The organism is Rhizobium sp. RM, from assembly GCF_013390595.1.
Taxonomy (GTDB): Bacteria; Pseudomonadota; Alphaproteobacteria; order Rhizobiales; family Rhizobiaceae; genus Agrobacterium.
Genome location: NZ_JACAWV010000024.1, coordinates 160,960 through 186,303 on the forward strand (window position 1 = coordinate 160,960; position 25,344 = coordinate 186,303).

At 55.5% G+C, this 25,344-nt stretch carries 24 protein-coding genes and 6 pseudogenes; 8 read left to right on the plus strand and 22 right to left on the minus strand.

Annotated features, from left to right (window positions below; all coding sequences use genetic code 11):
• Positions 1 to 28: 28 nt before the first annotated feature.
• The 6 genes and pseudogenes from HWX89_RS25300 to htpG form a co-directional block, all read right to left on the minus strand.
• A complete protein-coding gene (locus HWX89_RS25300) occupies positions 29 to 619 on the minus strand; it encodes a cysteine hydrolase family protein (RefSeq protein WP_138792969.1) in 591 nt (196 codons plus the stop codon).
• A 79-nt stretch (positions 620 to 698) separates the two neighbouring features.
• Positions 699 to 1,219: pseudogene (gene nadE, locus HWX89_RS25305) on the minus strand (NAD(+) synthase); the annotation flags it as partial.
• A 189-nt stretch (positions 1,220 to 1,408) separates the two neighbouring features.
• On the minus strand, positions 1,409 to 1,675 hold the full coding sequence (locus HWX89_RS25310; RefSeq protein WP_138792968.1) for a hypothetical protein: 267 nt from the start codon (positions 1,673 to 1,675) through the stop codon (positions 1,409 to 1,411).
• Between the two features lie 7 nt (positions 1,676 to 1,682).
• On the minus strand, positions 1,683 to 1,877 hold the full coding sequence (locus HWX89_RS25315) for a hypothetical protein (protein ID WP_138792967.1): 195 nt from the start codon (positions 1,875 to 1,877) through the stop codon (positions 1,683 to 1,685).
• A 31-nt stretch (positions 1,878 to 1,908) separates the two neighbouring features.
• Positions 1,909 to 2,697 (minus strand): Fic family protein, encoded by a 789-nt coding sequence (locus HWX89_RS25320; RefSeq protein WP_246705295.1) that lies wholly within the window; start codon positions 2,695 to 2,697, stop codon positions 1,909 to 1,911.
• Between the two features lie 572 nt (positions 2,698 to 3,269).
• Entirely contained in the window at positions 3,270 to 5,162 is a 1,893-nt protein-coding gene (gene htpG / locus HWX89_RS25325; RefSeq protein WP_138792966.1) for a molecular chaperone HtpG, read from the minus strand.
• Between the two features lie 104 nt (positions 5,163 to 5,266).
• On the opposite strand from htpG, the pseudogene HWX89_RS25330 reads away from it, so the two are divergent.
• Positions 5,267 to 5,760 (plus strand): annotated as a pseudogene (locus HWX89_RS25330) (IS6 family transposase); the annotation flags it as partial.
• A gap of 125 nt (positions 5,761 to 5,885) precedes the next feature.
• Here the strand turns inward: HWX89_RS25330 and HWX89_RS25335 are convergent.
• The 4 genes from HWX89_RS25335 to HWX89_RS25350 all read right to left on the minus strand — a co-directional run bounded on the left by HWX89_RS25335 (position 5,886) and on the right by HWX89_RS25350 (position 11,569).
• Positions 5,886 to 6,182 (minus strand): hypothetical protein, encoded by a 297-nt coding sequence (locus HWX89_RS25335; protein ID WP_138792965.1) that lies wholly within the window; start codon positions 6,180 to 6,182, stop codon positions 5,886 to 5,888.
• A 1,488-nt stretch (positions 6,183 to 7,670) separates the two neighbouring features.
• Entirely contained in the window at positions 7,671 to 8,552 is an 882-nt protein-coding gene (locus tag HWX89_RS25340; protein WP_138792964.1) for a hypothetical protein, read from the minus strand.
• Between the two features lie 14 nt (positions 8,553 to 8,566).
• The gene (gene ligD, locus HWX89_RS25345; protein WP_138792963.1) at positions 8,567 to 11,224 is read right to left on the minus strand and encodes a DNA ligase D; all 2,658 of its coding nucleotides are present in this window, start codon (positions 11,222 to 11,224) and stop codon (positions 8,567 to 8,569) included.
• Positions 11,225 to 11,275: 51 nt separating this feature from the next.
• Positions 11,276 to 11,569 carry a hypothetical protein gene (locus tag HWX89_RS25350; RefSeq protein WP_138792962.1) on the minus strand — a complete coding sequence of 98 codons (294 nt, stop codon included), beginning with the start codon at positions 11,567 to 11,569 and terminating at the stop codon, positions 11,276 to 11,278.
• A 230-nt stretch (positions 11,570 to 11,799) separates the two neighbouring features.
• Here HWX89_RS25350 and HWX89_RS25355 point away from each other — a divergent pair, with 230 nt between their 5' ends.
• The 3 genes from HWX89_RS25355 to HWX89_RS25365 all read left to right on the plus strand — a co-directional run bounded on the left by HWX89_RS25355 (position 11,800) and on the right by HWX89_RS25365 (position 13,770).
• On the plus strand, positions 11,800 to 12,114 hold the full coding sequence (locus HWX89_RS25355) for a plasmid stabilization protein (RefSeq protein ID WP_138792961.1): 315 nt from the start codon (positions 11,800 to 11,802) through the stop codon (positions 12,112 to 12,114).
• A 19-nt stretch (positions 12,115 to 12,133) separates the two neighbouring features.
• Positions 12,134 to 12,334 carry a hypothetical protein gene (locus tag HWX89_RS25360; protein WP_178340931.1) on the plus strand — a complete coding sequence of 67 codons (201 nt, stop codon included), beginning with the start codon at positions 12,134 to 12,136 and terminating at the stop codon, positions 12,332 to 12,334.
• Positions 12,335 to 12,906: 572 nt separating this feature from the next.
• Positions 12,907 to 13,770, plus strand: coding sequence for an SDR family oxidoreductase (locus HWX89_RS25365; RefSeq protein WP_178340932.1), 864 nt, complete (start codon positions 12,907 to 12,909; stop codon positions 13,768 to 13,770).
• A 664-nt stretch (positions 13,771 to 14,434) separates the two neighbouring features.
• Here HWX89_RS25365 and HWX89_RS25370 read toward each other — a convergent pair.
• The 3 genes from HWX89_RS25370 to HWX89_RS25380 all read right to left on the minus strand — a co-directional run bounded on the left by HWX89_RS25370 (position 14,435) and on the right by HWX89_RS25380 (position 15,718).
• The gene (locus HWX89_RS25370) at positions 14,435 to 14,965 is read right to left on the minus strand and encodes a DUF4142 domain-containing protein (RefSeq protein ID WP_138792960.1); all 531 of its coding nucleotides are present in this window, start codon (positions 14,963 to 14,965) and stop codon (positions 14,435 to 14,437) included.
• Positions 14,966 to 15,119: 154 nt separating this feature from the next.
• Positions 15,120 to 15,413, minus strand: coding sequence for a type II toxin-antitoxin system RelE/ParE family toxin (locus HWX89_RS25375; RefSeq protein ID WP_138792959.1), 294 nt, complete (start codon positions 15,411 to 15,413; stop codon positions 15,120 to 15,122).
• Positions 15,410 to 15,718: a type II toxin-antitoxin system RelB/DinJ family antitoxin gene (locus HWX89_RS25380; RefSeq protein WP_138792958.1), complete on the minus strand. Its 309-nt coding sequence runs from the start codon at positions 15,716 to 15,718 to the stop codon at positions 15,410 to 15,412. The genes HWX89_RS25375 and HWX89_RS25380 overlap by 4 nt, the downstream gene beginning before the upstream one ends.
• A gap of 338 nt (positions 15,719 to 16,056) precedes the next feature.
• Here HWX89_RS25380 and HWX89_RS25385 point away from each other — a divergent pair, with 338 nt between their 5' ends.
• A complete protein-coding gene (locus HWX89_RS25385; RefSeq protein WP_138792957.1) occupies positions 16,057 to 17,199 on the plus strand; it encodes a Fic family protein in 1,143 nt (380 codons plus the stop codon).
• A 142-nt stretch (positions 17,200 to 17,341) separates the two neighbouring features.
• On the opposite strand, the pseudogene HWX89_RS25390 reads toward HWX89_RS25385, so the two are convergent.
• The 9 genes and pseudogenes from HWX89_RS25390 to HWX89_RS25430 all read right to left on the minus strand — a co-directional run bounded on the left by HWX89_RS25390 (position 17,342) and on the right by HWX89_RS25430 (position 21,378).
• Positions 17,342 to 17,950 (minus strand): annotated as a pseudogene (locus tag HWX89_RS25390) (flavin reductase family protein).
• Position 17,951: 1 nt separating this feature from the next.
• A pseudogene (locus HWX89_RS25395) lies at positions 17,952 to 18,419 on the minus strand (M24 family metallopeptidase); the annotation flags it as partial.
• Positions 18,420 to 18,777: 358 nt separating this feature from the next.
• On the minus strand, positions 18,778 to 18,984 hold the full coding sequence (locus HWX89_RS25400; RefSeq protein ID WP_138792956.1) for a hypothetical protein: 207 nt from the start codon (positions 18,982 to 18,984) through the stop codon (positions 18,778 to 18,780).
• 84 nt (positions 18,985 to 19,068) lie between these two features.
• Positions 19,069 to 19,350 (minus strand): hypothetical protein, encoded by a 282-nt coding sequence (locus HWX89_RS25405; protein ID WP_138792955.1) that lies wholly within the window; start codon positions 19,348 to 19,350, stop codon positions 19,069 to 19,071.
• Between the two features lie 416 nt (positions 19,351 to 19,766).
• Positions 19,767 to 19,862, minus strand: a pseudogene (gene rpsU / locus HWX89_RS25410) (30S ribosomal protein S21); the annotation flags it as partial.
• Between the two features lie 24 nt (positions 19,863 to 19,886).
• Positions 19,887 to 20,177, minus strand: a complete 291-nt coding sequence (locus HWX89_RS25415; protein WP_138792953.1) for a cold-shock protein — start codon at positions 20,175 to 20,177, stop codon at positions 19,887 to 19,889.
• A gap of 108 nt (positions 20,178 to 20,285) precedes the next feature.
• Positions 20,286 to 20,495 carry a cold-shock protein gene (locus HWX89_RS25420; RefSeq protein ID WP_138792952.1) on the minus strand — a complete coding sequence of 70 codons (210 nt, stop codon included), beginning with the start codon at positions 20,493 to 20,495 and terminating at the stop codon, positions 20,286 to 20,288.
• Between the two features lie 261 nt (positions 20,496 to 20,756).
• Positions 20,757 to 21,077: a hypothetical protein gene (locus HWX89_RS25425; RefSeq protein WP_353505729.1), complete on the minus strand. Its 321-nt coding sequence runs from the start codon at positions 21,075 to 21,077 to the stop codon at positions 20,757 to 20,759.
• A gap of 13 nt (positions 21,078 to 21,090) precedes the next feature.
• Positions 21,091 to 21,378, minus strand: a complete 288-nt coding sequence (locus HWX89_RS25430) for a hypothetical protein (RefSeq protein WP_138792951.1) — start codon at positions 21,376 to 21,378, stop codon at positions 21,091 to 21,093.
• Between the two features lie 664 nt (positions 21,379 to 22,042).
• On the opposite strand from HWX89_RS25430, the pseudogene HWX89_RS25435 reads away from it, so the two are divergent.
• The 3 genes and pseudogenes from HWX89_RS25435 to HWX89_RS26380 all read left to right on the plus strand — a co-directional run bounded on the left by HWX89_RS25435 (position 22,043) and on the right by HWX89_RS26380 (position 25,164).
• Positions 22,043 to 24,406: pseudogene (locus HWX89_RS25435) on the plus strand (hypothetical protein).
• Positions 24,407 to 24,583: 177 nt separating this feature from the next.
• A complete protein-coding gene (locus tag HWX89_RS25440) occupies positions 24,584 to 24,784 on the plus strand; it encodes a type II toxin-antitoxin system VapB family antitoxin (protein WP_006699143.1) in 201 nt (66 codons plus the stop codon).
• Positions 24,781 to 25,164 (plus strand): type II toxin-antitoxin system VapC family toxin, encoded by a 384-nt coding sequence (locus HWX89_RS26380; RefSeq protein WP_138792950.1) that lies wholly within the window; start codon positions 24,781 to 24,783, stop codon positions 25,162 to 25,164. The genes HWX89_RS25440 and HWX89_RS26380 overlap by 4 nt, the downstream gene beginning before the upstream one ends.
• Positions 25,165 to 25,344 lie beyond the last annotated feature (180 nt).

Here is a 25,344-nt window from a genome sequence, read left to right on the forward strand (position 1 = left end):
TTCGTGATCAGCTTTGGATGTGCCGCGATCACCAATCCTGCACCTCCGACAGGAAGTCCTCGGTCTTCATAAGGTCGAGCTGGACAGAGAAGCGGCCGCCGAGCAGATCAACGGCGGCGTCGTGTGTTTCGTCAGCGCCACTACAGACGGCGTCGCTGAGCATGATCACGTGAAAACCCCGGTCGATGGCGCCAAGCACGGTCGCAAGCACACAGACGTCGGTCTCACCGCCAGTGACGACCACGGTCTTAACCACCTCGCACTTGAGGCAAGACGACAGCCTACCATCTACCCACGGCGAATAGGTCAGTTTGTCGAAAATGCGAGCGGGAGGAACGACGGCTTGCAGAGATGGAGTAAGCTCGAACAGGTCTCTCGGGAGATGTTCGCCAGTCATCATCCACCATTTGCGGTAGTATTCCTTCCAGCCGCCGACCGCCTCCTCAGCTTGGACCGGCGTCATAAAACGGGTGAATATCGTACGCTCCGCATGCCGACATGAAACTTCCTCAAGCTGCGGCAATACACGAGACATCCAAGGCACATGCCAAGGCGTGTCTTCAGCAAACATTCGCTGCGCATCCACGCAGATATGACGCCAGTTGCCGATGTCCCTCATCTTCCGTTCCCTTAAAACCGACGAACTTACGGGAAGATCTGAAGTTCCCCGTTAGTCACGAACATTCTCGTTCAGCTCCTTAAGCACGCCAGTCTCCTCGAGGCGAAAGCGACCCCTCCCGAGTTCACCTTCGGCCCGTTCGGTGATGCGGATCGCTGAACTGACTGGTGGTGAAGAAGCGATCCAGGAAGTGCTCAAGCCAGCGTTTGATGACAGGCAGGTCGAACTCACGCTTCTCCGCCTCAGGAAAATGGCTCGGCCATATCCCGCTCTTGCGGGAGTTCCACGCAGCGTAGGCCAAATAAGCTACCTTTGAAGGCTTCAGACCAAACCGTGTGATGTAGAACAGAAAGAAATCGTGCAAATCATAGGGGCCGATCTCGTCTTCCGTGCTCTGGATAGTGCCCTGATCATCGGCCGGGACAAGTTCCGGCGAGATCACCGTGTCCAGAATGTTTTCGAGGGTTTCATCGGTTTCATCATCAAAAAGCTCGGACTCTATCATTCAGCGGACAATATGCTGGATCAGCGTCTTGGATACCGATGCGTTGCATTGTAGTGACTCATCTGATCTCCGACGCCGTACGTCGATTTTCCGACATCATCAGTTTTTTCCTACCATTCCTGAGATAGCGGGACGGCTCCCAGCGACGTGGTAGCAAGCGGGGGGAACTCATGTGGGCGCGATCTCCGGCGCTACCAATATTCATCCACAGCGTAAAGTCGCGCACAAGGGAAGAGATTTGTCCGGCTTTCACCATCGCGGCTCTGCTTTGACCCGGCTTAGAACTAGACTCCGTCCCGCTCCGCCATTTCGAGAGCCTCGCCGACTGTCCGCGCTACATCACCATATGGCGCCGTTCGACGAGCGATTTCGTCAAAGTCCTTGCGGTCGCGGGACTGCTTGAGGGGGCGGTCTTCCCAACGGGCTATGACCTCGTCGAGATCGTCGAACGACAACTCCGTGCGACGCTTCTTGTCCCAACGAAGTTTTCCATGCTCGTCCTTGTAGGGGACGAAAATCCGTTTGCCGACATGACGGGTCCTCCAGTACACGAAATAGTCATACGTCATCGGGATAGAGACGAGGGAAAACGGTATCGAGCGCTTGGACTGGAAAGCGCAGCGACACAGGCCCCTTTTCGGTAACTGGCGCAAGCAGGCCCTCATCCGTCAGCGCCTTCAGAACACGCTGCGCCGATCGATCTGGCAGGTCAGTGATACGCGAAGCCTCTCTCCGTTCAAATTCTCCTCGCACAAGGGCTTCCTGAAGTGACGGCGCGCACTCGTCAGGCAAAGTTTCCTGACGAGCTGATCGAGACACACGCGCAGAAACCAACTGGTGAGCAGTTCCAGTCCCTTGAGCGACAGGTTTCGCCGTCCATCGCGGTCGCCCTGACGTGGCTCGTCTGCCCAAGCCATATGCTGCTTATATTCGGCCCGTCCTTCAGGCCCCCCCCCGCTAGGCCTCGAGCCAAGCCGCGGGAAACTGACCAGAGACCATGAGCTCCCACTCCGGCCGCTTGTGCCATCGCATGACTCATCAAACGGCTAGCTCGGCCGTTGCCGTCTGCAAACGGATGCATGTAGTTGAAACGGTGATGCGCGGTCGCCATCGCAAAATGGCGGGCGCTACGGCTCCTCCCAACCGCCATCGCTTCTCCTGGAGCCGGCTGGAAGGCGAACCGCTGATGGAAGTAGGCCATGAAATCGGGCACGCGATCGCTCGCAGAAGGCAAATGCCTGCCGACCTCGACGTCCTGCTCCTCCCCTCGCCGCCATTCCCCGGGGGTCATAACGAAGCTGTGGTGGTTACCAACAATCGTCAGCATCTTTACTGTTGCGCCATCATAAAAGGCGGCGTGAAGGTAGCGGATGAATTCTAGCGATGCAGGATCAGGCAACGTCCCTGCCGCCTCTCGCTCGTCGATCTCCTGCTGAACACGATAGTGGGCGACGGCTTCGATCCTGAGTTCGCGCCGATCGTCCTCCGGCTTAATTCCCTGCAATGCCTGCTCGATCTCACGTGGTCGGGTGTTGTGGCCTTCGATCAAATTACTATAGTAGGTGTTCATCATCCTGACGGTGCGGGCCAGTTGGGCTGCGGTTTCAGGATGGAGAGCCCGGCCAAGTCGTTCGGCCCTAGCGACGATCTCAAGCGAAAGGTCCAGCAGTTCGCCACTGGGATGCTCGATACGCGCCGATGCCGGTACATGCTTCTTCGACAGCCATTTTGGCCGATCACATTTGGCCGATCTTTTGGCTGATGTTATCGTCAGTACTATAGCCCGTCATTAAGACACGACCCACCCAATCACCAAAAAGAACTCAAGCAATGACACTCGGTTAGTCTTCCCTGGCAAACCTTTGCGAACTTGTGGCCTTTCCATTGCGATATTTATATTAGTTTACTCGCCTTGATGGGGGCCGAACCTTCGACCCGCAATGTCCAAACCAATCTAAAATTCACAGATCCCAAAATAACAGAAGTTAGTGGGCTGTTCACGTAGCGGCAGGCAATAACCTGGGATCAGGATCTGAGAGCCGCTGCCCATTCCCAGAGAATGCGAAACATTCAGCGATCGCGCTCATCAACCGCTGTTCTAAGGCTTTATGGCGAGGCAACCGAAGACCGCCTCGCCAAGACCTTTTACTTGCCGTGCCCGATGGCCAGCGCAAACAGCCTTGCCTGTCGTTGGGCAAAAGCACGTGGGTTGGCTGGTTTCTCCCCGTCAAGAATGCGTGCTTCATCAAGCAACAGCCACACCGCATCCTCGCGAAAGGCCAGATCGTCAAGCGATGCGATGGCTTTAACAAGTTCGTTCTGCGCGTTGATCTCTAGGATTGGCCTCAATACGGTCTGTAAACGCCCCGCTCCTTGAAGGAGCTTTTCGAGCTGGCGATCGGGGCCATGTTCCGACGCGACGAGGCAGACCGCGCTTTCGGTCAACCGATCGGAAATACGTACGTCAGCGACCTCCTCACCTAGGGCGCTTCGCGCGAAATCGATGAACGCCTCGACTTCAGGAGAAGATTGCCGGTCACGCTCATCGGTGCCGCCATCGCCGGTCACTGCGTTCAGATCGGCGAGGCCCTGGGTAACCGATTTGAACGGCTTGCCCTCGAAATCTGGGGAGTTGGTTGGCCAGAAATTATCTACTCCATCGGTCAGCAGAAGTACCTCTATCCCTTTGGCTCGAAAACCTTCCAGTTGCGGCGACGACCTCAGTTGATCGAGATTAGAGCCGCTAATGTAATATATCGCCGACTGCCCTTCCTTCATTGCGGCAAGATAGTCGGCCAGGCTTCGAGTTGCCCCATCGGATACGGTACTACGGAAGCGCGCCAGCTTTAGCAATTGCGCGCGCCGCTCGAAGTCCTCGTAGATACCTTCCTTGAGGATGGCGCCGAACAGATCCCAGACCTTGGAAAACGTCTCGGCTTCGCCTTCAGCCATCTTCTCCAGGGTGGAAAGGATCCGGCTCGTTACGCCCTTTTTGATAGCGGTTAGCACGGGACTTTCCTGGATCATCTCTCGGGAGATGTTGAGCGGGAGATCCGAGGTGTCGACGATGCCCCGGACGAACCGCAGGTAACGCGGCAGCAAGTCGGCTTCGTCAGTTATGAAGACGCGCTTCACATAAAGCTTCATGCGACCCTGTCTGTCTGGATCGAACAGATCGAATGGTTGAGAGCCCGGGATGAAGGCCAGCGTCGTATATTCGTGGCGGCCCTCAGCGCGGAAATGCACGTTAGCTAGCGGCTCGTCGTACTGGCCCGAGACACTACGATAGAAATCATCGTAGTCTTGCTTGGATATCTCGTTCTTTGGCTTGATCCAGAGCGCTGCACCATCGGAGATCTGTGAAGGTTCAGCGCCCTCTTTTTCGACAAGGCGGATAGGAACGGGTACGTGGCCGGATTGATCGCGAATAATCTTCTCGACTGTCCATTTGCTGGCATATTTCTTCGCATCGTCCATGAGATGGAGCACGACACGCGTGCCCCTCGCTGGCGCCGCGCCAAGATCGACCGGGACGATGTCATAACTTCCCTTGCCGTCGGACGACCATTGCCAAGCTTCGTCCTCACCAGCACGGCGGGAAATCACATCGACCCTTTCTGCGACCATGAACGAGGAGTAAAAGCCAACGCCGAACTGTCCGATCAATTCGGCCTTCTCTCCAGCCTTGGCAGCCTCAAGCCGCTCCATGAAAGCCTTTGTCCCGGAGCGCGCGATCGTGCCAAGCGCGTCGATCATCTCTTCGCGGTTCATGCCGATGCCGTTGTCCTCTATGACGAGCGCGGGCACCTCCTCATTGAGCGTCACGAGAATCGCCAGCTGGCCTCCATCCGACGAGAGCTGCGGCTTGGAAATCGACTCATACCGCAGCTTTTCGCACGCATCCGCCGCGTTCGAGATCAATTCCCGGAGGAACACATCTTTGTCCGAGTAAACTGAATGCACCATCATGTGCAGGAGCCGGCTGACATCGGCTTCAAACACGTGTTGCTCGGGCTGCTGCCCTTTAACTCTTGTCACTTATACCTCCATCGCAGATATATCGGCGATGAAATGGTTTCTCTGGGATTAGAATTCAAGCGCTGTCTGCCGCTTGGCAAGTGTCGGAATAAAGTCTTTGGAACAAGAGGGACCGGCCAAAACCCAACGACAAGTGGCACATGGATAAGGCCGTCATTACGATTGACAGCCGGAAGTTCTGGCTCTGGCACGCCATTGATTCCAGTGGAGATGTTCTCGATATCCTGGTTCAGGCTCGCCGCAACAGCTGGGCTGCCAGACGCTTCGTCTCCACACTGGTAAGGCAGTTTGGTTAGCCGCGGGCGGTCGTGACGGACAAACTGGGCAGCTTCGTTAAGCCGATCAAGGCCATCGCTCCCGATGCCGATCACCGAGCGCACAAGGGTCTGAACAACCGAATTGAAAATTCGCACCGGCAGACCCGAAAACACGAAAAGATCATAGGTCGGTTCAAGTCGACACGACAGGCACAGCGCTTCCTATCGGCGCACGATCTTTCGCCCCCGGCCGCTACACTCTGACCGTCATTTTATCTCGCCATGCGCGGGCTGATGCGTTCAGCCTGTGGGCGCAGTATGTCGCTGATATGACAGTTTGAAACTGGCGACACGGCGTCGATGGCGCCCTACACCAAACAACCTGGCAATGCCGCCGATGATCTAGCGGGCTAACGGACCGATAAACTCGAATGCGACAGCACCAACAAAACAAACAACAATTACGTTAAGAAGAACCAGCACCACGACGAGAATGGTTTCGGCGTTCATGCCCATTCCTTTCTCCGTTGTGATGATTTCCAGCGTCAATACCGAACTCTTCCAAAGCAATTGAGCGCATGATCGTGAATACCGGTCGCTCTACGTCGTCCGCGTCGATTATCTCTGGGACAGCATCAATCGTCTTCGCGACAGTGAGGTCGATCAGTTTACGCTGGATCTCTGGCGACGATGAAAACAGGGAAGCCCAATCTTCGAGTGGGTCCTGAAACGGCGGAACGTCAATTTCTGATGGGTTAGACATGAAGCGCAGCCCCCTCCATTCAGCAGGCGGGAGCACATACTAACCCTCAGTTGCCACCGCCTACACAATCGATTGGTGCCAATGATTGTTGTGTACCACTTTCTGACACGAATGGGAATTGTGCGTTAACACCGACGACTTGTGGCAGCGAGGGGCCATCGCTTCGCGACCGCGCTCTATGGCTTCGCCACGGAGCCGCCCGTTCGGCCGTCTCCGCCGTTCCGGTTACGATCACTTGTCCTCAAGGAACAAAGCGACCGCGTGACCGGTCTCATTCGCAATGAGCACGCGCAGCGCTTAATGCCGGTTCGCCCTGTCTGATGCCCGCTCTACGATGGTCCGCAGGTCTCGCCAATTGACAAGCAGGCTACCGCCTGTCCGTCTGCCAGAGACGCCTTTCACCGCCAGGGCGGCGAACCTTCCGGTTTTAAGCCGGCCCCTTGACTAGCCCCGCGCATCAACGGGAAGCGGGCTTCGCCCGGGACGACATGTCACTCGCCGAGGCCGATTTTTGGTCGACGGACATTTGATCGCAGGCGGATGCGAAGCGATAACCGATTGCGACACTCTCGAACTCGCCCAGAGTGTAGGCGAGCATCTGTCGCAACTCAGCGGATTGACCGCCGAAACATATTGTAAGATGAGATTGGTGTGAGCGCCGAGAGTTGCGGCGCGATCACCGGCCGGGTTTACGAGGAACCCGGCCACCTTCGAAGGGCTCCCTGTAGCCCCCCCTTCGAACTCCCGACCCGCCCGCTTGCTTTGGGCATATCAGATCACGCCAGGATCTGACGAAAGCCTCTATTTCGCAGAGACGGAAGAAGCCTGCCGGCAAGCCGCCTTGGACCAGCGCGCCGAGGTCAAGCGCCTTGAGGCCGACGACCAACCCGACATGACAGCGATGGCGCTTTACCGCTGCGACCGAACTGAGGGAGCGCGGCAAAGCCCCGCTCGTCACGCGAATTTCTTGTAGGCCGCGGCGAAGCGCGCTAGCAGTGCGCCGCGAAGGAACGAAAGCGTCCCCCGAAGGGTAGCAATCTTACACAAACTGCTCCCAGTTTTCTTTCCTTCGCACCACTTTCGCACCAAAGTCGACGACTCATGCTCAATGATGGAGGCCGAATTTTACTAGTGCCGCCGCTGCCACCACATTTCAGCTTCAAGCAGATCAAGAAAATGGCGTCGACACTTGCCGAGGTCGATCCTAACTAACGCGGTGTCATTCGGGGAACCGTCCATCAGGTCCTGAGCTCGGTCCCGTCGGGCAGGGACAACTAACCAACGAAAGGCTGCCAGGACGAAAAAGTGGTGGTTACATGACATAACCGATTGCAATGATCCGGAGCAAAAGGCTTGCAAAACCATTCGAGATTTTCGAGGACACCGTCGAACTGAAGCCCGGCGCGTTACCGCGCTCCTTCCAAAGGCCGACTAACTCGGCAGGCTCGATCGGCCCCCCCTTTCACCTTTCAAGTGCTGTCTGTTGGTTCATGCGGTGAACTTTCCCTCCAATCGGCGTTGGCGCGACTTTTCCCGTGATCTCGCCTCACGTCGAGCGGTGCGTAATTCCTCCAGGGTCGGCAGCCACCAGCCGCGAAGACGATCCTCTGCAGGTGGGCCAGACTTGGCTGGCCATGTCGTAGCAAGCTCCTCGAGGATCCCGGCCCGCCACGAGACCCAGAGGTAGTCGCAGCCAGCGGTGACTGGGAAGTAAAAGGACTCAACCGTCTCAGCGTCAGCCAGTTCCCCATCGAGTGCAGTAAAGACGACGATTCCTACGGCAGTCGAGATCGCTCGGTCAAAAGGCGGCAGTTGATTGGAGGGAACGGGATAACGCTTGCGCCGCCGCTCCCGGATCCGTGCTTTGGCAACCTCTTCTTCGTCCGTTCCGCGGATTGCGTCCCTTCGTTGCTTTCGTGCCGTGGGCTCGCTTCGAGCAGCGATCGCCTCAATCATCGACCAGCGGCTGCGAAGATCCTCGTAAGATCGATAGGGCACGGCCCACACAAGACGATCTGCGTCCCAGCGGGCGTCCCGGATCTCGCGTATTTCCGAAACGAGCGTCTTGGAATAGGGCGTCCGGATGAGAAGTGCTGCGGTTCCCGCCTCAAGATAACGGCTTTCAATCGGATCGAAGGCAAAAGCGTCGCGACCCTTGTCGTGCGCGAATGCGTCGGCCTCTGCTTCGATCTGCGCCAACCACCGACCGATGCGCCTCTGGGCGGTGCGGCCGGGCACAAACCAAGCCTTGCGGGTTTCGCTCCAGCGGGCGCGCGGGAAGGCTTCGCGAAACCGTTCGACCGTTATCCGATCATGCGGCAGGTCCATCGTTGCGCCCATAGGCGTTTCATTTTCGCTTCGCTCGCCCATGATCACTCTGCCCTTTACGAAGCCCTTCGTGACTTTCCAAGCCGTCTGATCGCCTGCTCCAGAGGCCGCTGCCCCTCACAATAGTCTTGCCAGACAATCGTTTTCGCAAGTAGTGAAGGCACATTCCGGATCGTGAAGCGCTTCGGATTCAGATCCGTCTTCACCTGTGTCCATGTCAGCGGCATAGAGACTGTCGCTCCCGGACGGGCACGCGGCGACAGTGGCGCGACCGCCGTCGCCATGCGATCGTTGCGCAGGTAGTCGAGGAAAATGCGGCCATTGCGCAGACTTTTTGTCATCTTGATGAGATAAAGGTCGGGATTTTCCCAAGCCATATGTTGGCAGACGTTGTGCGCAAACCCTTTGGCCTCTTCCCAGGACAACGGCTTTTTCTTGTTGACGGCAAGCGGGGTCACGACATGCAAACCCTTGCCGCCGGTTGTCTTGCAAAAACTGATGAGACCGAGCTCATCGAGCCGGTCCCGCATTTCACGTGCGGCTTCAACGACTGTCGAGAATGGCACGTCTGGACCAGGGTCGAGGTCGAACACAAGCCGGCCAGGCACCTCGGGCTGCCCAGGCTCGCAATTCCAAGGATGAAGCTCGACGCCGCCGATTTGAGCGATGGCCACGAGCCCTTCAACTCGGTCAACTTGCAAGTAAGGTTTCTTGTCGCCAAAGACCTTCACCAGTTCGAGCAGGTTTGAGGTCCCGGGCATCGCATGGCGCTGGAAAAATTGCTCGCCACCTATCCCGTCCGGCGCCCGAATGATCGAACAGGGTCTCCCCTTTACGTGGTCGATGAGCCAGGATCCGACAGCCTCATGATAACGGGCAAGCTCTTCTTTCGTCACCGGTTGGCCGTCGTCGGCATCTGGCCAGAGAGGCTTGTCCGGGTTAGAAATCATCACACCCATGACCTCGGCCTTGGCGCCTTTGCGGCGGGTGGATGTGGTCACAAGCTTTGCTGGGTGAGGTGTGTCGGCTTTTTCAGGCGATACCGGCTTTTCGGCTTCAACCTCCTCGGCTGGCTTGTCATCGCGCAGCCCTTTGAAGGCTGCCTGTCTCACCTGACCGTCCGCTGTCCATCCCGCGAACTCGATTTCGGCAACGAGTTCGGGCTTCAGCCAAACAATATCTGCGCTCCTCTTTGGCGCGCCGATGCCCGTGAACGGCGATTTGGAGGCCTCGTGTTTCTGGAGCTTCGGCAGCAGCTTTTCGATAACCTTAGCGCCGTAGCCTGTTCCGACCCGACCGACATATACCAAGTGGTTACCGCGATTGACGCCAACGAGCAGAGACCGGAATTTGCCATTGGTCTTGGCATAGGCGCCGATGACGACCTCATGGCCTGACCGGCACTTTGATTTCGCCCAGGTGTCCGTGCGGCCGGACTGATAGGGCGCGTCGGCCTTCTTGGATACGATACCCTCCAGCGAGAGGCGACAGGCCGATTTCAGGACTGCATCGCCGCCCGTCTCGAAATGCTCAACAAATCGAAGCCGTGAGTTGTCGCCGGCGTCCAACAGTATTTTCTCCAAGCGTTCCTTCCGCTCCTTCAAAGGTATCTCGCGAAGATCCTGGCCTTCTGAGAACAGCAGGTCGAAGGCGAAAAATACGAGCTCGTCAGTCTTTCCCTCGGAAAGAGCGGCCTGAAGTGCGGCAAAGTCCGGCGCGCCGTTTTCATCCAGCGCGCAGACTTCCCCATCAATGATACAATCCGGAAGTTCGGACGCCGAAGCAGCGATGGCGGGCCACTTGGCAGTCCAATCGAGGCCTTTGCGGGTTTTGAGCGTGACATCACCATCATCGATCCGCATCTGGATGCGGTAGCCGTCGAATTTGATCTCATGGATCCAGCCATCGCCGACGGGTGGACGATCGAAGCTCTCGCATAGCTGCGGTGGAATGAAGTCGGGCATGCTAAACTTCGCCGATTTTGATTTCGCGAATGATTTTGTCGTTTTCGGCTTCAGGTTCTTGCCGGCTTTACGCTCCTCAGCCGCACGCCCCTCCTTGCTGTCCCAGACCGCGTCTGCTTCCATCACCGGCGCGCTCAACATAAACTGCTTTGGCTTTCGTCCCTTTCCGGAAGCTATCGCGTCCATCCGCCGGCCGGACGCGACTGATGTCAGATTATCGTCTAAGATCTCGGCACCATTCTCTTCGATGGAAAAATCGTCGTGATGCTTGATCAGCAGCCAGTTCGTGCGCTTGTCACCGCCGCGATCATTGCGCATCCGCACCAAAACGAAACTACCCTGCAGACGCTCACCCTGCAGAGTGAACTTAAAATCCCCCTTGGCAAGAGCCTCCTCAGGCGTCCTAGCGCCTTCCGGCTCCCAATAGCCGCGGTCCCAGAGCATGACCGTGCCGCCGCCGTACTCACCTTTAGGGATCGTACCTTCGAAATCTCCATAATCGAGAGGGTGGTCTTCGACCTCGACAGCGAGGCGCTTGTCATGCGGGTCCAAAGACGGGCCCTTGGTCACCGCCCAGGACTTGAAGACGCCGTCCAGTTCAAGGCGGAGATCGTAATGCAGCCTTGTTGCGTCGTGCTTCTGGATCACAAACCGCCTGCGGTTTGACGCTTTGATTTCGACCTCGCCACTCGGCTCCTGGGTCTTTTCGAAATCGCGTTTTTGTCGATACGTTGAAAGTTTGTCGGGCATCTCTGTAGCCTTTTAACGCGAACACACATGGCAATTTCCAGTCGGGGGCGTTCAGCGTCCGGAGACACGAACAGCGCCAAGGTCACCAAAACTGCGTTGAACAGCCGCGATTTGGCTAACAGCAATATCTGCGGAGACCTCGATCTCGCCTTCAAGGGGTGCGTCCACGCGGCCGACGTCCCCGCCCGACACTTGCGACCCTGTAGTATTCCGTTCGGTCGCGGATTGAATGAAAATGTCGGGACGCGAAATCCCGTGCTGTTGGACAAGATGTTCAACAGCGAGATCCGCAGCCTCTCGTGTTTCAAATGTGGCGCGGATGGTGGTTGTGCTGTCGTCGGCCATTACCTGCCTCCTTGCGTTTCGAACGTATCTAAATCAAACGCAAAAGGGCGCCGGTAGTTTCAGTCTCAATCAATGTACTGACGGAATCGGACCAGCCAATTCTCAGTATTCGTATCCCTGTCTGACTATCATCGGTCTGTTCAAGTTCGCCTTCAAACGTCGATGACGCCAAGGAACTTTTGAACCACACAAATGTTCGAAGGGATCAACATGTTGCAAAGGAGATGAGCATGCCTCGTGGTGACAAATCTACCTACACCGCCAAACAGAAGCGCAAAGCCGAGCATATCGAAGAAGGTTACGAAGATCGCGGCGTGCCGGAAAAAGAAGCGGAGCGACGCGCTTGGGCGACCGTCAACAAGGAAAGTGGTGGTGGTAACAAATCGGGCTCGGGACGCGGCCACGCCGAGAACCACGCTTCATCGAAAAAGGGCGGACGCGCTGGAGGTGAGGCGTCTGCCAAGCGGCCCGCCGCAGAGCGCTCGGCCCCGGCGAAGAAGGCCGCCGCCACACGCAAGCGCAACGAGCAGCACGCCTCCCATTAGTATTTCGAGGACAGGAATCATGACGATCAGTTCACCGAAGCCCGGCGCTCCCGGCACAATCGATCAATCTCCCCGCTGGGAAGGTCCGCAGGAAAACCGACCTCGCGGATACATGCCGGCAAAGGACGATCCGGATGTGGATCGCGATGCCGTTGGCGAAAACAACAGCGACCCGGTCCGGACAAAGATTTCTGACGCGTTGAAGACTAAGGAGGAGTGAGACCGCCTGGCCGACGTTTGAAGCAATGCCGTCGCCTGACGCCCGATCCAGAGAGTGGCGGCATGCAAAGCATCAAGTCCGCCGCCGTTATGGAGTAACCATATGCTCCGGCGAGCGCAAGAATGGTGATCACGCTCTTCCGGGAATACCCGCCTCGGCTCATGTTCTACTACGCGCTCGCCCGCCCCTGTTTTTCTAGGCTTTCTTAGCGCGATTTTTTTAAAATCTTTCGGCTTCGTGTACCCTCTAAATGATGTTCGTTTCCTGAATTTTTGAGAATAACGGCTATATCTTCGCAGAGACGCCTCTCGAAGGTTTGCGAATTTGACCGTTGTTGCGGAGGGTGTCTTCAGGCCATGCGGCCATGACAATTTCTTCATCGCGGCTACCTGAACAGATATCGGCCAGCGGACAGGGAGTCGGTTGTGAAGTTCTAATGTCGTCAGATCAAAGGTGGATCTGGCATGCACTCTTGTTGGAACGCCGTTACGGACGGGCGAAAAGTCAAAGACCTTTGGAACTGCGGGGCTCAAAATTGGTTAGCGCGCTTGTGCAACAACCAGGAGACAACAATGAACGAACCGCGTCGCCCATCCCCGCCGCAGCCTGAGCAGCAGCAGCAGCCTCCGGGCGAAACCAATCTCATGAAGCCTGTGCCCGATCACGGAGAGAATTCATATCGAGGCAACGGAAGGCTTGCAGGCAAGGTCGCCCTCATCACGGGCGCTGACTCCGGTATCGGTAAGGCAGTTGCAATCGCGTTTGCCCGCGAAGGGGCGGACGTTGTCATTTCCTACCTCAACGAGGATGAAGATGCGCGCGATACGGCCAAGTGGGTGGAAGATGCCGGCGGCAGAGCCAGCGTTATTCCCGGGGACATCAAATCCGAAGATCACTGCATCGACTTGGTGGAACGGACGGTGGCCGAACTTGGTAGTCTCGATATCCTCGTGAACAACGCAGCATTCCAGAGAACCTACGCCGACATCAGCGACATCAGCGCCGAAGAATGGGATGAGACCTTCCGGACAAATATCTATGCACCTTTCTACCTTTCGAAAGCGGCCGCGCTTCATATGAAACCCGGTAGCGCTATCATCAACACCACATCCATCCAATCCCGCCAGCCGTCTCCTCAGCTTCTCGCCTACGCAACGACAAAAGGTGCCGTATCCAACTTTACCGCGGGCCTGGCTGAGATGTTTGCCGACAAGGGCATACGGGTGAACGCAGTAGCGCCGGGACCGATCTGGACTCCGCTTATTCCCTCAACGATGCCGCCAGAAAAATCGGCGAAGTTCGGCGAACAGACCTTGTTGAAACGGGCAGGCCAACCAGCAGAACTGGCAGGGGCCTATGTCCTGTTAGCTTCGGACCTTGGAAGCTACATGACTGGTGCGGTCATCCCGGTCACCGGCGGTGAGATCATGATCTGATGCAATCCGCTTGAGAAACCGCCAATGCTCAATTTAAAGAGGGGCAAATTGGCAGTTCTAGCGACAAACGTAATCGCCGTGGACTATGCTTCTTCGATGGTGTTGTCTGAAGGATTTCTCGTCGAAACTAGACCAGGGGTGCCACTTTGTCCTGTGGCGTTGCGTGCGTGGCGACGGTATCACCAGTACCGGATATGGGAGCCGCGCGGGGAGGTATGGCGTTGTTGGTCGATCACCGTTGCCGGTTTGCCCAGGGGATCGGTCGCCTCTCCCCACCACTCTGCACCGGCCAGGCAATCGCCGCGTTTGCACCGAGGACAGTCAGCACCGGTTTCCTGCCCGTCCCTGTCTGGCCTCCGCTGTAATCTTCGAAATGGTCGGTTTGTCTTCGGTCTTGGCTGGTTCGCACTCAATACAACCCGTCGCGCAGCGTTGTGCCTTGGACACTGATACTTTAACCGTCACGTTCTATCGTCTCAACTTATGTCGACCGCACTAGGCTTGATGATGACGACAACATCCGGTTCAACCAAAGCGTTGACACCAAGAAAACGCCAAGGGAAGAGCGCGGGGATCCGAAGCGAAAAGAGCAACGACTTTGAAGGCTAAAAGCCTCTAACAAAGAAAGGCGGCAGATACCGCCTTCCTGGTAATCACGCGATGATCAGTCTTTATCCAGGTCCTGAGCCATTTTGTAGTGATGCTCGAGAGCGGGGAGCTGCTTGGCGGCGAATGCCTTGAGATCTGCGTTCTCGCCTTCCTCGGCATAGCGCTTGAAGAGATCGACTGCATCTTCGTGCGCTTCGACCTGATCGTCGATATATTCCTCGTTGAATTCAGCTCCCTGTAGTGTGGCAAGCTCGTCAACGTTTTTCTTGTGGTCGTCGATGAGGGTGGTCTCGGCCTTACCTTGGACCTTTCCAGTGTTGAGCAGCGCAGTCAGTTCTGCCGTTGTTTTCTGGTGGTCGGCAATCATCTGCGTTGCAAATTTCTTGACGGCATCATCGCCCTTTTGGACGGCCAGCTCGCTGGATTCGATTTCAAAGACATCACTGGCAGATGCCTGTGCAATGAAGTCCTCTGTCGTTGGAGCAACACCCAACGCGGAATTGATGCCTGTGGACTCGGTTGCCGACTGTGCCACCGCAGCAGTGGCTGTCATTAGAGCGGCTACGGTTAGTGCGATCTTTTTCATTTAAATCTCCCATATTTGCCGAGCTCTAACAGGCGCACGGACCGAAAGTTCCGGCTTCGGATCGCAAAACAGTGACGCGCGTGGGCAAAACTTGCGGAAGTTTATTCAAGGTCTTGATAGGAATCGAACCACCGGCTCCGAGAGAGTGGGGCGATTATCTTGGCGGCATATGTTCTGGCCATTCCTGTGCCCCATGAAGCACACGCAGAATCCGAACTGTCGTCTCAGTAATGGTATAAGCCGCGACGTAGGGCGTACCGTTGATAACGAGTTCGCGTGTGCCAGCAATTCTGCCCACGCGCCCACTGGCAGGAAAATCGAGTAAACGACGGGTAGCAGCGACAATCCGCTCATCGATCAGAATGGCGGCGGCAGGATGATCTGCCTCAATGTACGTAAAGATGGCGTCGCGATCCGATAACGCAAATGCAGACCAAGTAAGTTTCACGATTTGGGCACACCAGCTTTAAGACGTGCTGCTGCTCGACGTTCGGAAAAATGCGCCTCAACTTCCTCGTCTGATAAATCAGGCCGAGTATCGTTCAATGCTTCGAGCACCTTGGTCCGAAACCAGGCGTCATGCGCTTCACTGCCTGAAAGAAGCTCTAGGGGCAAAGCCCCCTCATTAGCAGTCCGGGTGAGCAGGATACGAACAGCATCAGATACCGTGAGGCCCATGCTTTCAAGCACGGCAGAAGCACGATCCCTAACCTCGGCATCAATACGTGTTTGGACGAGTGCGTTGGCGGCCATGGCTATCTCCAGATTTAACTAGATAGTAATGCATTTGAATGACATTTTCTAGGTAATTTGCGCCGCCAATAACTGCGTCTCGCTCTTTTAAGCTCTTGAAGAGATTCGAACCTGCGACATCCGAATAGAAAATTGCATTTTTTCAAGAGCATTACCCGCTTTAGGCTACTTACATTATTAATCCGCCCGCATTTTCCTCTTCCAGACCATAGTGGACCAGGCTATCGCAAAGTTTGAGTGCCTTCCGTCCCGTGGGTGCGGAGATTACGTGCGACGAAATCCGCAATTTTGCGGAGATAAATCTTGCTATTATCCGCAAACGAGCTTTATCGTGCGACATGACCTATATCTGGCAGTCCACCCTATGGCCGAAATTCGAGTGGCATATTGACCGCCTTGCATCAAGGATTGCGGATGTACGCCTTGATCAAGGGCGGCTTATCGGCCGCGTCGAGACGCTCGGCTTTCGTACCCGCGAGGCGACATTTCTGCGAGCGTTGACCGATGACGTCGTAAAGTCATCAGCGATCGAGGGAGAAAAGTTGGATGAGCAGCAGGTCCGGTCCTCCCTCGCCAGGCGGCTCGGCATCGACATCGATGGATTTGTGACACCAAACCGCTCTGTTGAGGGCATCGTCCATATTACGCTCGATGCCACGATCAATTGCGCAGAGCCACTGACGGCAGAGCGACTGTTCCAATGGCATGCTGCCCTTTTTCCGACCGGCCGCAACGAATGGGGTCATAAACTTCGCGTCGGCGATTGGCGTGACGATTCTGGCGGCCGCATGGAAATAGTTTCTTACGCGTTCGGGCACGAGAAAGTCCACTATGTTGCTCCCTCCGCAGATCGCGTGGAAGCTGAGATGTCAGCCTTCCTCGAGTGGTTTAACGGAGCACATGATGTAGATCCCCTTATCAAAGCAGCCATTGCCCATCTCTGGTTCGTCGCAATCCATCCTTTCGGCGATGGCAACGGCCGCATAACGCGCGCAATCGCGGATATGACACTTGCACGCAGTGGCGGAGGCGCCCAGCGGCTTTATTCCATGTCTGCAGCAATTGAGCGATCCCGCGCCGGGTATTATGAAGCCCTGCAATCAATTACCAGCAGAGATAGCCTCGACATCACGAGCTGGATCGAGTGGTTCATTGATCGTCTAGGCAATGCTGTTGGCCAAGCCCTCCTGACACTCGACAACGTGATGCTGAAAAATGATTTCTGGCAGATGCATGCTGAAAGCGATCTCAATCCGCGACAAGCCAAGGTCCTAAACCGGCTGTTAGAGGGGAATTTCCACGGCAAGCTCACATCGACAAAGTGGGCGAAATTAACGAATGCATCCCAAGACACTGCATCTCGCGACATCGCAGACCTGATGGCGAAAGGCATCCTGCGAAAAGGAGAGGCGGGAGGACGAAGCACGGCATACGAATTGGTTTTCAACTTTCCGACGAACCACGCTTCTCATTCCAGATAAAATCAATTCGGGCTGCGGCGATGGAAGCTACAAGAGAACCTCATGTTTTCGAACGCTCTCAATGGGCCGGGCGGTTTGGACCTCAAGTTGGGCTATTGACAGGGTATGACCTCGCGACCATCAGATAGATGGTTCTCACTCATCATTCTGCGGCGGCAACCTTCGAATTGCTTTTTCGGATTTCCCACTCCTGCGGCGTAAGCGTCTTGATGTCGAATGCAGGCTGGAGGCGTTGACCGCATCGCTGCGGACAAACACGCCAACAACCTCACCAAGAATGATCTCGCGGGCCGGGCCGACCTGCAGCGTCGTGTGACGGCGGCATAACAGCGCTGCGGGGGGCTGCGAGAATGCGTGGACTGCACACCATCTGGCCGGGCACGGTGACAAGGCCCGCCTCGTCCATCTCGTCCACTTCGGGACCGAACTTGATGGCGCACACCTCCATTTGTTCTAAGGAGGCGTTGTCGCAGATATGGACGATGAACTCGCCGGTCTCGCGGATGTTTCTCGCGGTATCCTTGAAGCGCATGCCGGAATAGTTTTCAACGCCGATCGCACCGATTGCCGGATCGTGGGTCGGGACATTGAAGAAGCTGAAGGGACCGGCATTCGGCTGACCGTCCTTGCTCACTGTCGTCACGAGCGCGATCGGGCGCGGAATGACCGTGCCGATCAGGATCTTGTAGCGTTCGCGCTCGGTGAGCTTGGCGAAATCGAAATGCGTATGTCCAAGGGTCGTGTCGGTCATGTCAGGCCTCGGCAGCGATGCGGTGGGTTTCAAGCGGAGTGTGGCGCAACAGATTTTCGAACCCATCCTTTGTGACGACATACATGTCGCCGACATTGCAGCCGGCCGACAGCGGTTCCAGCCACTGCGTGTGCAGCACGAATACCATGCTATCCTCCATACGGTCGTAATTGTGGGAAGAGATGTTGAAGCTGTTCTGACCGCCGGCCATGCCGACCCAGTGGCCGAGATTGGGGTTATGCGGTCCGTGCGTCGCCGGATAGACATGCATAGGGTGCGGCCCTGTGCCTCCCAATCTATATTCTTCACATACTGGCGCGGGCTCAACCGCGCGCTGCCATCATCCATAGCCGCCCAGTTATAGGGCGATCATCGGCTCGAAGGCGGCATTGTTGACGTGTCGCATCAAGGCACCGGGCCGGATCAGCTTTTCGGCGCGCTTGACGCCTTCTGTGCAGGCGACGAGTAACCTCTTGCCCTGAACATGTTTTGTTAAGGTGCGCCCCCTATTTCCGCTCGCCCTCGGCAATGGCGCCGAGAGGAGCGGACTGAGCATTACCAAAAACGACCTTTCATCACGTCATTTTCAGCACGAAATCTCCCAATTCTGCGAGCTTCATATCGCTCTGATCGCATCCAGGCGAGCGTTGGAGAAAATACGGCCTTATCTGACCAGTTTGATCATCTACCGGAAATCGCCTCCACTACTAAATGGCGGCGTCGACTGGACGGCGATCGGAGTGACGCCCCACAGAAAAAGGCATCGTAGTGTGCCAAGATGATATGCGTCATGTTACCATGACGGAAGGAGGGATTCAGGGAGGAAGTTAGAAGACCTTCTTTCGACGAGTTGTTGAGACAGGGGATAATGCGGCCTCTTGAGCTTCGCGCAGCAGTCGAAGACGTTCCGTCTTTTCCGCACGTTGAGCGGTCTCGACCGCAATGATCTGCCTGGCAGCGCTATGGGTTGCCGAAGCTTTGTCCTCAGTCGTTGGTTTATCAGGCTTGAAGAAAGCCTCTTTCGTGATCGCCATGGCGACCTCCTTTCGGGAAGGTATAACGAACAGCAAGCGTGGACAGGCAGCTTCCTCCGCAGCAAGAATGTTGCGCAGGCACCGTCAATCCTTGTCGTTCGGCTGCTCCTCAAGGGACGGGTCTTCGGTGACTTCCGCTCCCAATTGGTTCTGTATCTCACTTTGAGACTGCCCAAGGACCTGGAGAAGCGCCGAATGCTCTGGTTTTCCAGCGTGTTCTTCGAGGAAGTCAGCAAGCGACGTGCGCGTCTCATGCCCGCCGGATGGCGTACTGGCCTTGTGCAGCACAGTCATCTGGCCATCGTCGACTTCCAGGGACCATCGATCACCGTTGCTACTAACCGAAAATTCCTTAGTTTCGCTCATCGACGTTCCCAATCTTTTGTGAAGCCTGTTGGCAGTGTTCGAGTCGGGAAGAACGTGCACCTAGCTCGAAAGCAACACCACTTGGAATGCAGTCCCAGACGATACGATTAGCTTGACGGCAACGCCTCGCAGTCTTTTAGGAACTGCGCAATAAGGTGTTGCGCAGCACGCATTCTGATCGACTGTTCCGTCGTGTTGCTGAAGTTCCGCATTCCTGCATCGGCAAGCGCAGCGTCCAGTCGTTCGAATTCTTCTGCAAGCGTTTTACAGTTGGAAGACATTTCAACCTCTCATCTTTAATGCAAGGTGATCTGGAACCACAGCGGTGTAGTCAGACATCCTGCCGTTAGTCGCTCCAGAGGATGTGATGAGCGTCGCTCAAACCTCGAGGCAACCGGTCAACGTGGTCGAGCGGCTTTCTTTGGAGCAGGAAGCAATCCCTCGCGCTGCAACTTCTTTTTCAGGACGCGAAGCGCCTGATCAATATTATTTTCCCGAACGATTACTTGCAAAATCTCTCCTCGTCGGACGCTGGTCTATTTGCGGGTTTTGAGCGCGGACAGATCGATCCAGCTCTTACCGCTTTTCTGATGGACGGATGCCCGGGGCACCTCAATCACACGTGCCGTGGAGGCTTCGGTGTCGATGTCGTCTCCGTCAATGTTGCGATCGAAATTTTCGCCATTGAGACGGACCCGATAGCGGGCGACGCCGTATGTTACAGGGAGCACCGCGAGGATCTTGCCCGTCCCCTTCGGCTGCACACTGCCACGCGTGCGTACTTTGAGCACCACGGTATCGCCGGTGCTATAATGGACGTTCAGCATGAGAGCCTCCTGGCCCAGAAAAATAAAGGCCGGGCGTTACCCCGACCTCTCATCGTCATCCACTCCCGCCGCCAGTACATCCGTGGTCGGCTGCGAGCAAATGACAAATTATGCCGCCTGAAGATTGTCAGCCGAGCTTTTACCGGACTTGCGGTCCTGTAAGATGTCGTAGCGGACCTTCTGTCCATCAACGAGCGAGTTCAGGCCAGAACGTTCAACAGCCGAGATGTGGACAAAGATGTCCGTCGAGCCGTTGTCAGGCTGAATGAAGCCGAAGCCTTTGGTGGCATTGAACCACTTGACGGTACCAGTGTTCATAACGATTTCCTTTCGAAGCAATCGTTGTTGTTCCCGCGAAACCTCGCAGGATTGGATCGATGTTTTTGAGAGGAAATCCGACGGGAGCTAAGCTCTGGACCGACGTCACAAGCAATGTGTCGATGACTGTATATATGATGAAATTTCGAGATTTGCAATGAAATTGCCAAATTTCATGATAGATTGTTTCGAAGTCACTGTTTTAATGCGGTTAATTTATCTCAGATATTTTCTTTTCCCTTCGCAATTTTTACAATCCTATTATTTTTCACCTGGAAAAAATCGAATGAGTTGAGTTGCCGTAATCTTTTCTCGGCTCACCAAATCTGAAGAAATACAGGATTCAATATTTCTGCGTAGATCGACTGGAATCTCCGGTCCACCAGCCTTCAAAAGCTTGTCGCTCATCGCAAAAAGTGCCGTGGCCTCCACACTGCATTGAGAGGCTGACATAATTTCAATTGCCGATGCCTTGGGAGCCATCACATCCAAATCGGTCCTGGCCGCATAAACGGTCAAAAGATACCAGACAGAAAAGAACACTCCCCAAAGCAGCATGCTGCCGAGAACATAAGCGTGCACGGGTTTTTCCCCACTATTTGCTGAGTATAGGAAGGCCCTGAATGGCATATCGCGGTAGCGGTTTTCGAAATGTCACGCGTTCCCGCTTCTGTATCCCGAACAAGAAGAGCATTTCTTCTTTAAGGTCAGCAGGATCGGTCATTCCATCCTGAAACAGCTGGATAATCTTACGTGCGGCATCGTTGAAGCAGCGCTCATCTTCTTCGAGCATATCAACGCCGAAGCCTGCATCCGACAATACAGATTGCAACATCTTCAGATCGTTGGAGGTAATCAGGCCTTGTTCACTTGCGGAAGACATCATGTCCTCCTTTCGTTGGGGCCAAGGAATTTAACCTTGAAACGGTAACGCCCTTTTAAAAAGCTACCGGAAGAAAGAGCGTGCGCGCTCGCATATCGATTGGCAAGGCAATTCTGAAGGGAGCTCATGTCTAGGTCAGCCAATTTGAGCACGGGAAAGTGCGACATTGTCGATCCAACCCTTCCCGGAGTGAGCGCGAAGATCGCATCTCTGTCAGAAACTTGGCCAGTCGTTCTGGCCAATCTTAGCGATCAGTTTGGCATCGGCAATCATGCTATCGCGCCCTCCCTTGTTGCTGCAGTGAATGGCCAGGGCCGAGGACCGTGTTGCATGGATCGGTTGCCGACTGATATCGCACGGGGCCAACGCCTTACAGGATTTACCTTATGCCGCGTAAGTTCAACTCTGCTCGCATCGGCAAACATAACCCGATGTCAGCCTCACTTCTTATTTAAGCACGGCGCATTTCATTTAATTAATCAGCAGACGTAGACAAGCGCGCTTAATTAACGCGCTGACATTGAATTCCTGACCTTTGATCCAGGCGGCATAGCGAATAATACGATGAATAGCCGTCATTAGAAGTGACACGCCCGATACATCCTTTCTTAAAACTCGCCTCATATTCCCGCTCGCCCTTGGTACTGGTGCCGAGAGAAACGGAATGAGCATGACCAAACACGACCTTTCATCACGTCATTTTCAGCGAAAAATTTCGGAATTCTGCGAGCTTCGTATCGCTCCGATCGCGTCCAGGCGCGTGTTGGAAAATATACGGCCTTATCTGGCCAGTTTGATTGTCTACCGAAAATCGCCCCCGCTCTTGAATGGCCATATCGACTGGGCGGCGATAGGCCAGAATTGTGGGATCGAAGCCGAGTTGACGGTAGGACTGAAAAAGCAGCTCCGGGCTGCTCTGGATGCCATCATCCGATGGCTCGGCGCACCAAAGGCAGCCGAAGAGCGACGGCCACCAAAGTCAAAGGCTCGCCCGACCAAAATCGTTCCCGCCAAGAAAACGGCTTCCGCATCCTCGACCGGAAAGCCGCAACGCCCGGCGTCCGACGGCACCTTTGCCCTGTCCGCGTCGACACAGCGCGGCCCTGCGCCAAAACCGATCAGCCCGTTCCCAGACGCACTATTTGAAGCGACTGAAGATCCGGTGAGCTTTCAGGACGCATTGATCTATCATATGCGGCGGTTCGGTGACACCTACTGGCAGCTCTATCGCGCCGTCGTTCATCTGAATGAGACCTTTGACAACAAGACGCTGCTATCCTGGATCCAGGGCGAGCGTGTGCCAAGATCAGTAACGAGTTTCGACATCCTGCTCCGCATCGAGCGACGCTACCGACTTCCCGAGGGATATTTCAAAGAGAAACTGCCGCATCAGGCGCGCTCGCTTTATGGTCACGAGCTCGAAGATATCAGCCCGGCTGAGCGGCGCAGGATCTCGTTGCATCTGCCGGATGATTTCAGCAGCCTTCCCTTCACCAAGCGTGAAGAAATCCTGGATTGGGTGCGCCGTGTGATAATTTCCGGATCGACCGAATATCGTCGATACCAGGCGGCGGCCAGCAAGCAACGCTATGCCATCCGCTTTCCTGGCGTGACATATGGTGGCAGTGCCCTGCCCTCTCGAACATTGGCCTCAATGGCCGGGGCTAATTTAAACCTCGCGGCAGATTTAGACGATCCAGATCTACTGTCCGGCGTTGTCGACGCGCCACCGAGGCTTGCAATGGAAATGGCTGACCTCATCCGTTTCAAAACCTCAACACTGACCGCGATTGGTTTCCAACGAAACGGCGTCTGGGGCGAGGAAACGGCCTCTCAGAAGATCGAGCACCTTGGGTTGATGTTCGGCGCACTAGCAGCTTCCCCAAGCAGCGTCGTGAAGGGCTGCGGCGTACCGCTTAGCCAGTTAAGCTTTGGCCTCCTCATCTTCCCTGGCGTCTGGGACTGGTATCTGCAGTGGCGGGAACAACGGCGTGGCTTTTACACCAAATGGGAAGAAGATATGTTGATGGTCGCCCAAGCCCTATCTCGCGCGGATGTCGGCTGGATCCGGCAACACCCGGAACTGCTTAAGAACGTCAGGCCGATCGTGGGCTTGATTGAGCAGGAAGAAATCGACTTCGCGGCTCGCGACTGGCATGGCGCCTGCGATGCGTTTCATGGGCATGCGGCCAACAGATCCAAAGAAATTCAACGCGTCATGCGGGTTCACCGCGATCCATTTGAACCGATCATGTGTGTACTTGAAGCGGACAGTCCATTAGCGGAATATCGCAAAATCACGGACGAGATCGTGAAACGTATGCCTGACGAGAACAGATACCCACGACCGGCCGCCGAGGCCGTCAGAGCATTCCTGTTGCTTCGGCTTGGCCTGCACCTTGGGCTCAGACAAAAGAACCTTCGCCAGTTACGGGTCTGCCCGCGCGGACACTATCCGACATCGGAACGCCGGCTTGAGGACATGAAATGCGGTGAACTGCGCTGGAGTGATCGTGACAATGGTTGGGAGGTGCTCATCCCGTCGGTCGCGTTCAAAAACTCTGGCTCCTCCTTCTTCGGACAGAAACCGTTTCGGCTGGTACTGCCGGACCTGCTCGATCTCTACGAATACCTCGATGCCTATATAGACCGTCATCGTGGTGTCCTCCTTGGAGGAGCCAGAGATCCCGGAACCCTGTTCGTCAAGACGGTGAAGACTACCAGCATTGATGCTGCTTACAATTCGACGACATTCTACGAGGCTTGGAGGACAGTGATTCAACGCTACGGAATTTACAACCCTTACACCGGACGGGGTGCAATCAAGGGCCTGCTGCCGCATGGACCGCATAACCTGCGGGACATTCTCGCGACGCATATTTTGAAGCAGACCGGATCCTACTAGCAGGCCAGCTACGCAATTCAGGATACGCCCGATGTCGTTCAGCAGCACTACGGTCGCTTTCTGCCGCAAGACAAAGCCGCACTGGCTGCCAAGATTCTCAATCAGGTTTGGGAAGCTGCGTAAGATCGAATGAGATGCTCGGCTCAGATCCCATACTAGGTTGCATCTGGACCGAGCCGCCTCGTCTCGCTCTTGAAGAGATTCGAACCGCGACTGCAATAGGCAAAAAATGCGGACTTGATGGGCGTAGATTTCCGCACCAATTGGTGCTACATGCATATCAACGTTTCGGAGCTAGTTATGCGATCAACCATCAATCTCGACGACAGCCTTATGGAAAGAGCGAAGTCCCTAACAGGCACGAAGGAAACGGCGGCTCTTGTGCGTCAAGCGCTAGAGACTTTGGTGCGAGTAGAGTCTGGCAAGCGGCTAATCGCTCTTGGAGGCACTATGCCTGAGGCTGAGGCAGCGCCTCGCCGCCGGAGCGAAGTGGGGAAGTGATCCTTGTCGACAGTTCAATCTGGATTGATCATTTCCGACACGTAGACCCAGAGCTCGTCAAAATCATCGGAGATGATCAGCTGGTTTGCCACCCTTTCGTTGTAGGTGAACTGGCCTTGGGTAGTCTGCGAGAACGGGATGCGGTGTTAGCGTTTCTCACAGCTCAGCGTGAGGCAGTAGTTGCAACCCATGCAGAGGTGATGACAGTCATTGATCGCCATTCGATATTCAGCATGGGGATCGGCTATACTGATGCACATTTGTTGACTTCCACTCTCCTAGACCGTCGATCGAGCTTGTGGACGAGGGATAAGCGCCTAGCGGCCGCCGCTCGGAAGGTTGGGGCAGCGCTTTATCCCTCTCCGCATACTCCTCATTAGAAACGAAGTTACAAACCCTTGAGTGCAATTCCGCTCTTGAAGGGAATCGAACCTAAGTCCCATTTTTCCGCCGGACTTCCAGGACCGCTCGCGCGTCTGGAGCCTAGAGAGAATTCCCAGGCGCTAATGCCACAACGCCGAAATTGGAACCGCCGATAATCGTTCTCCAAATGGAATTAC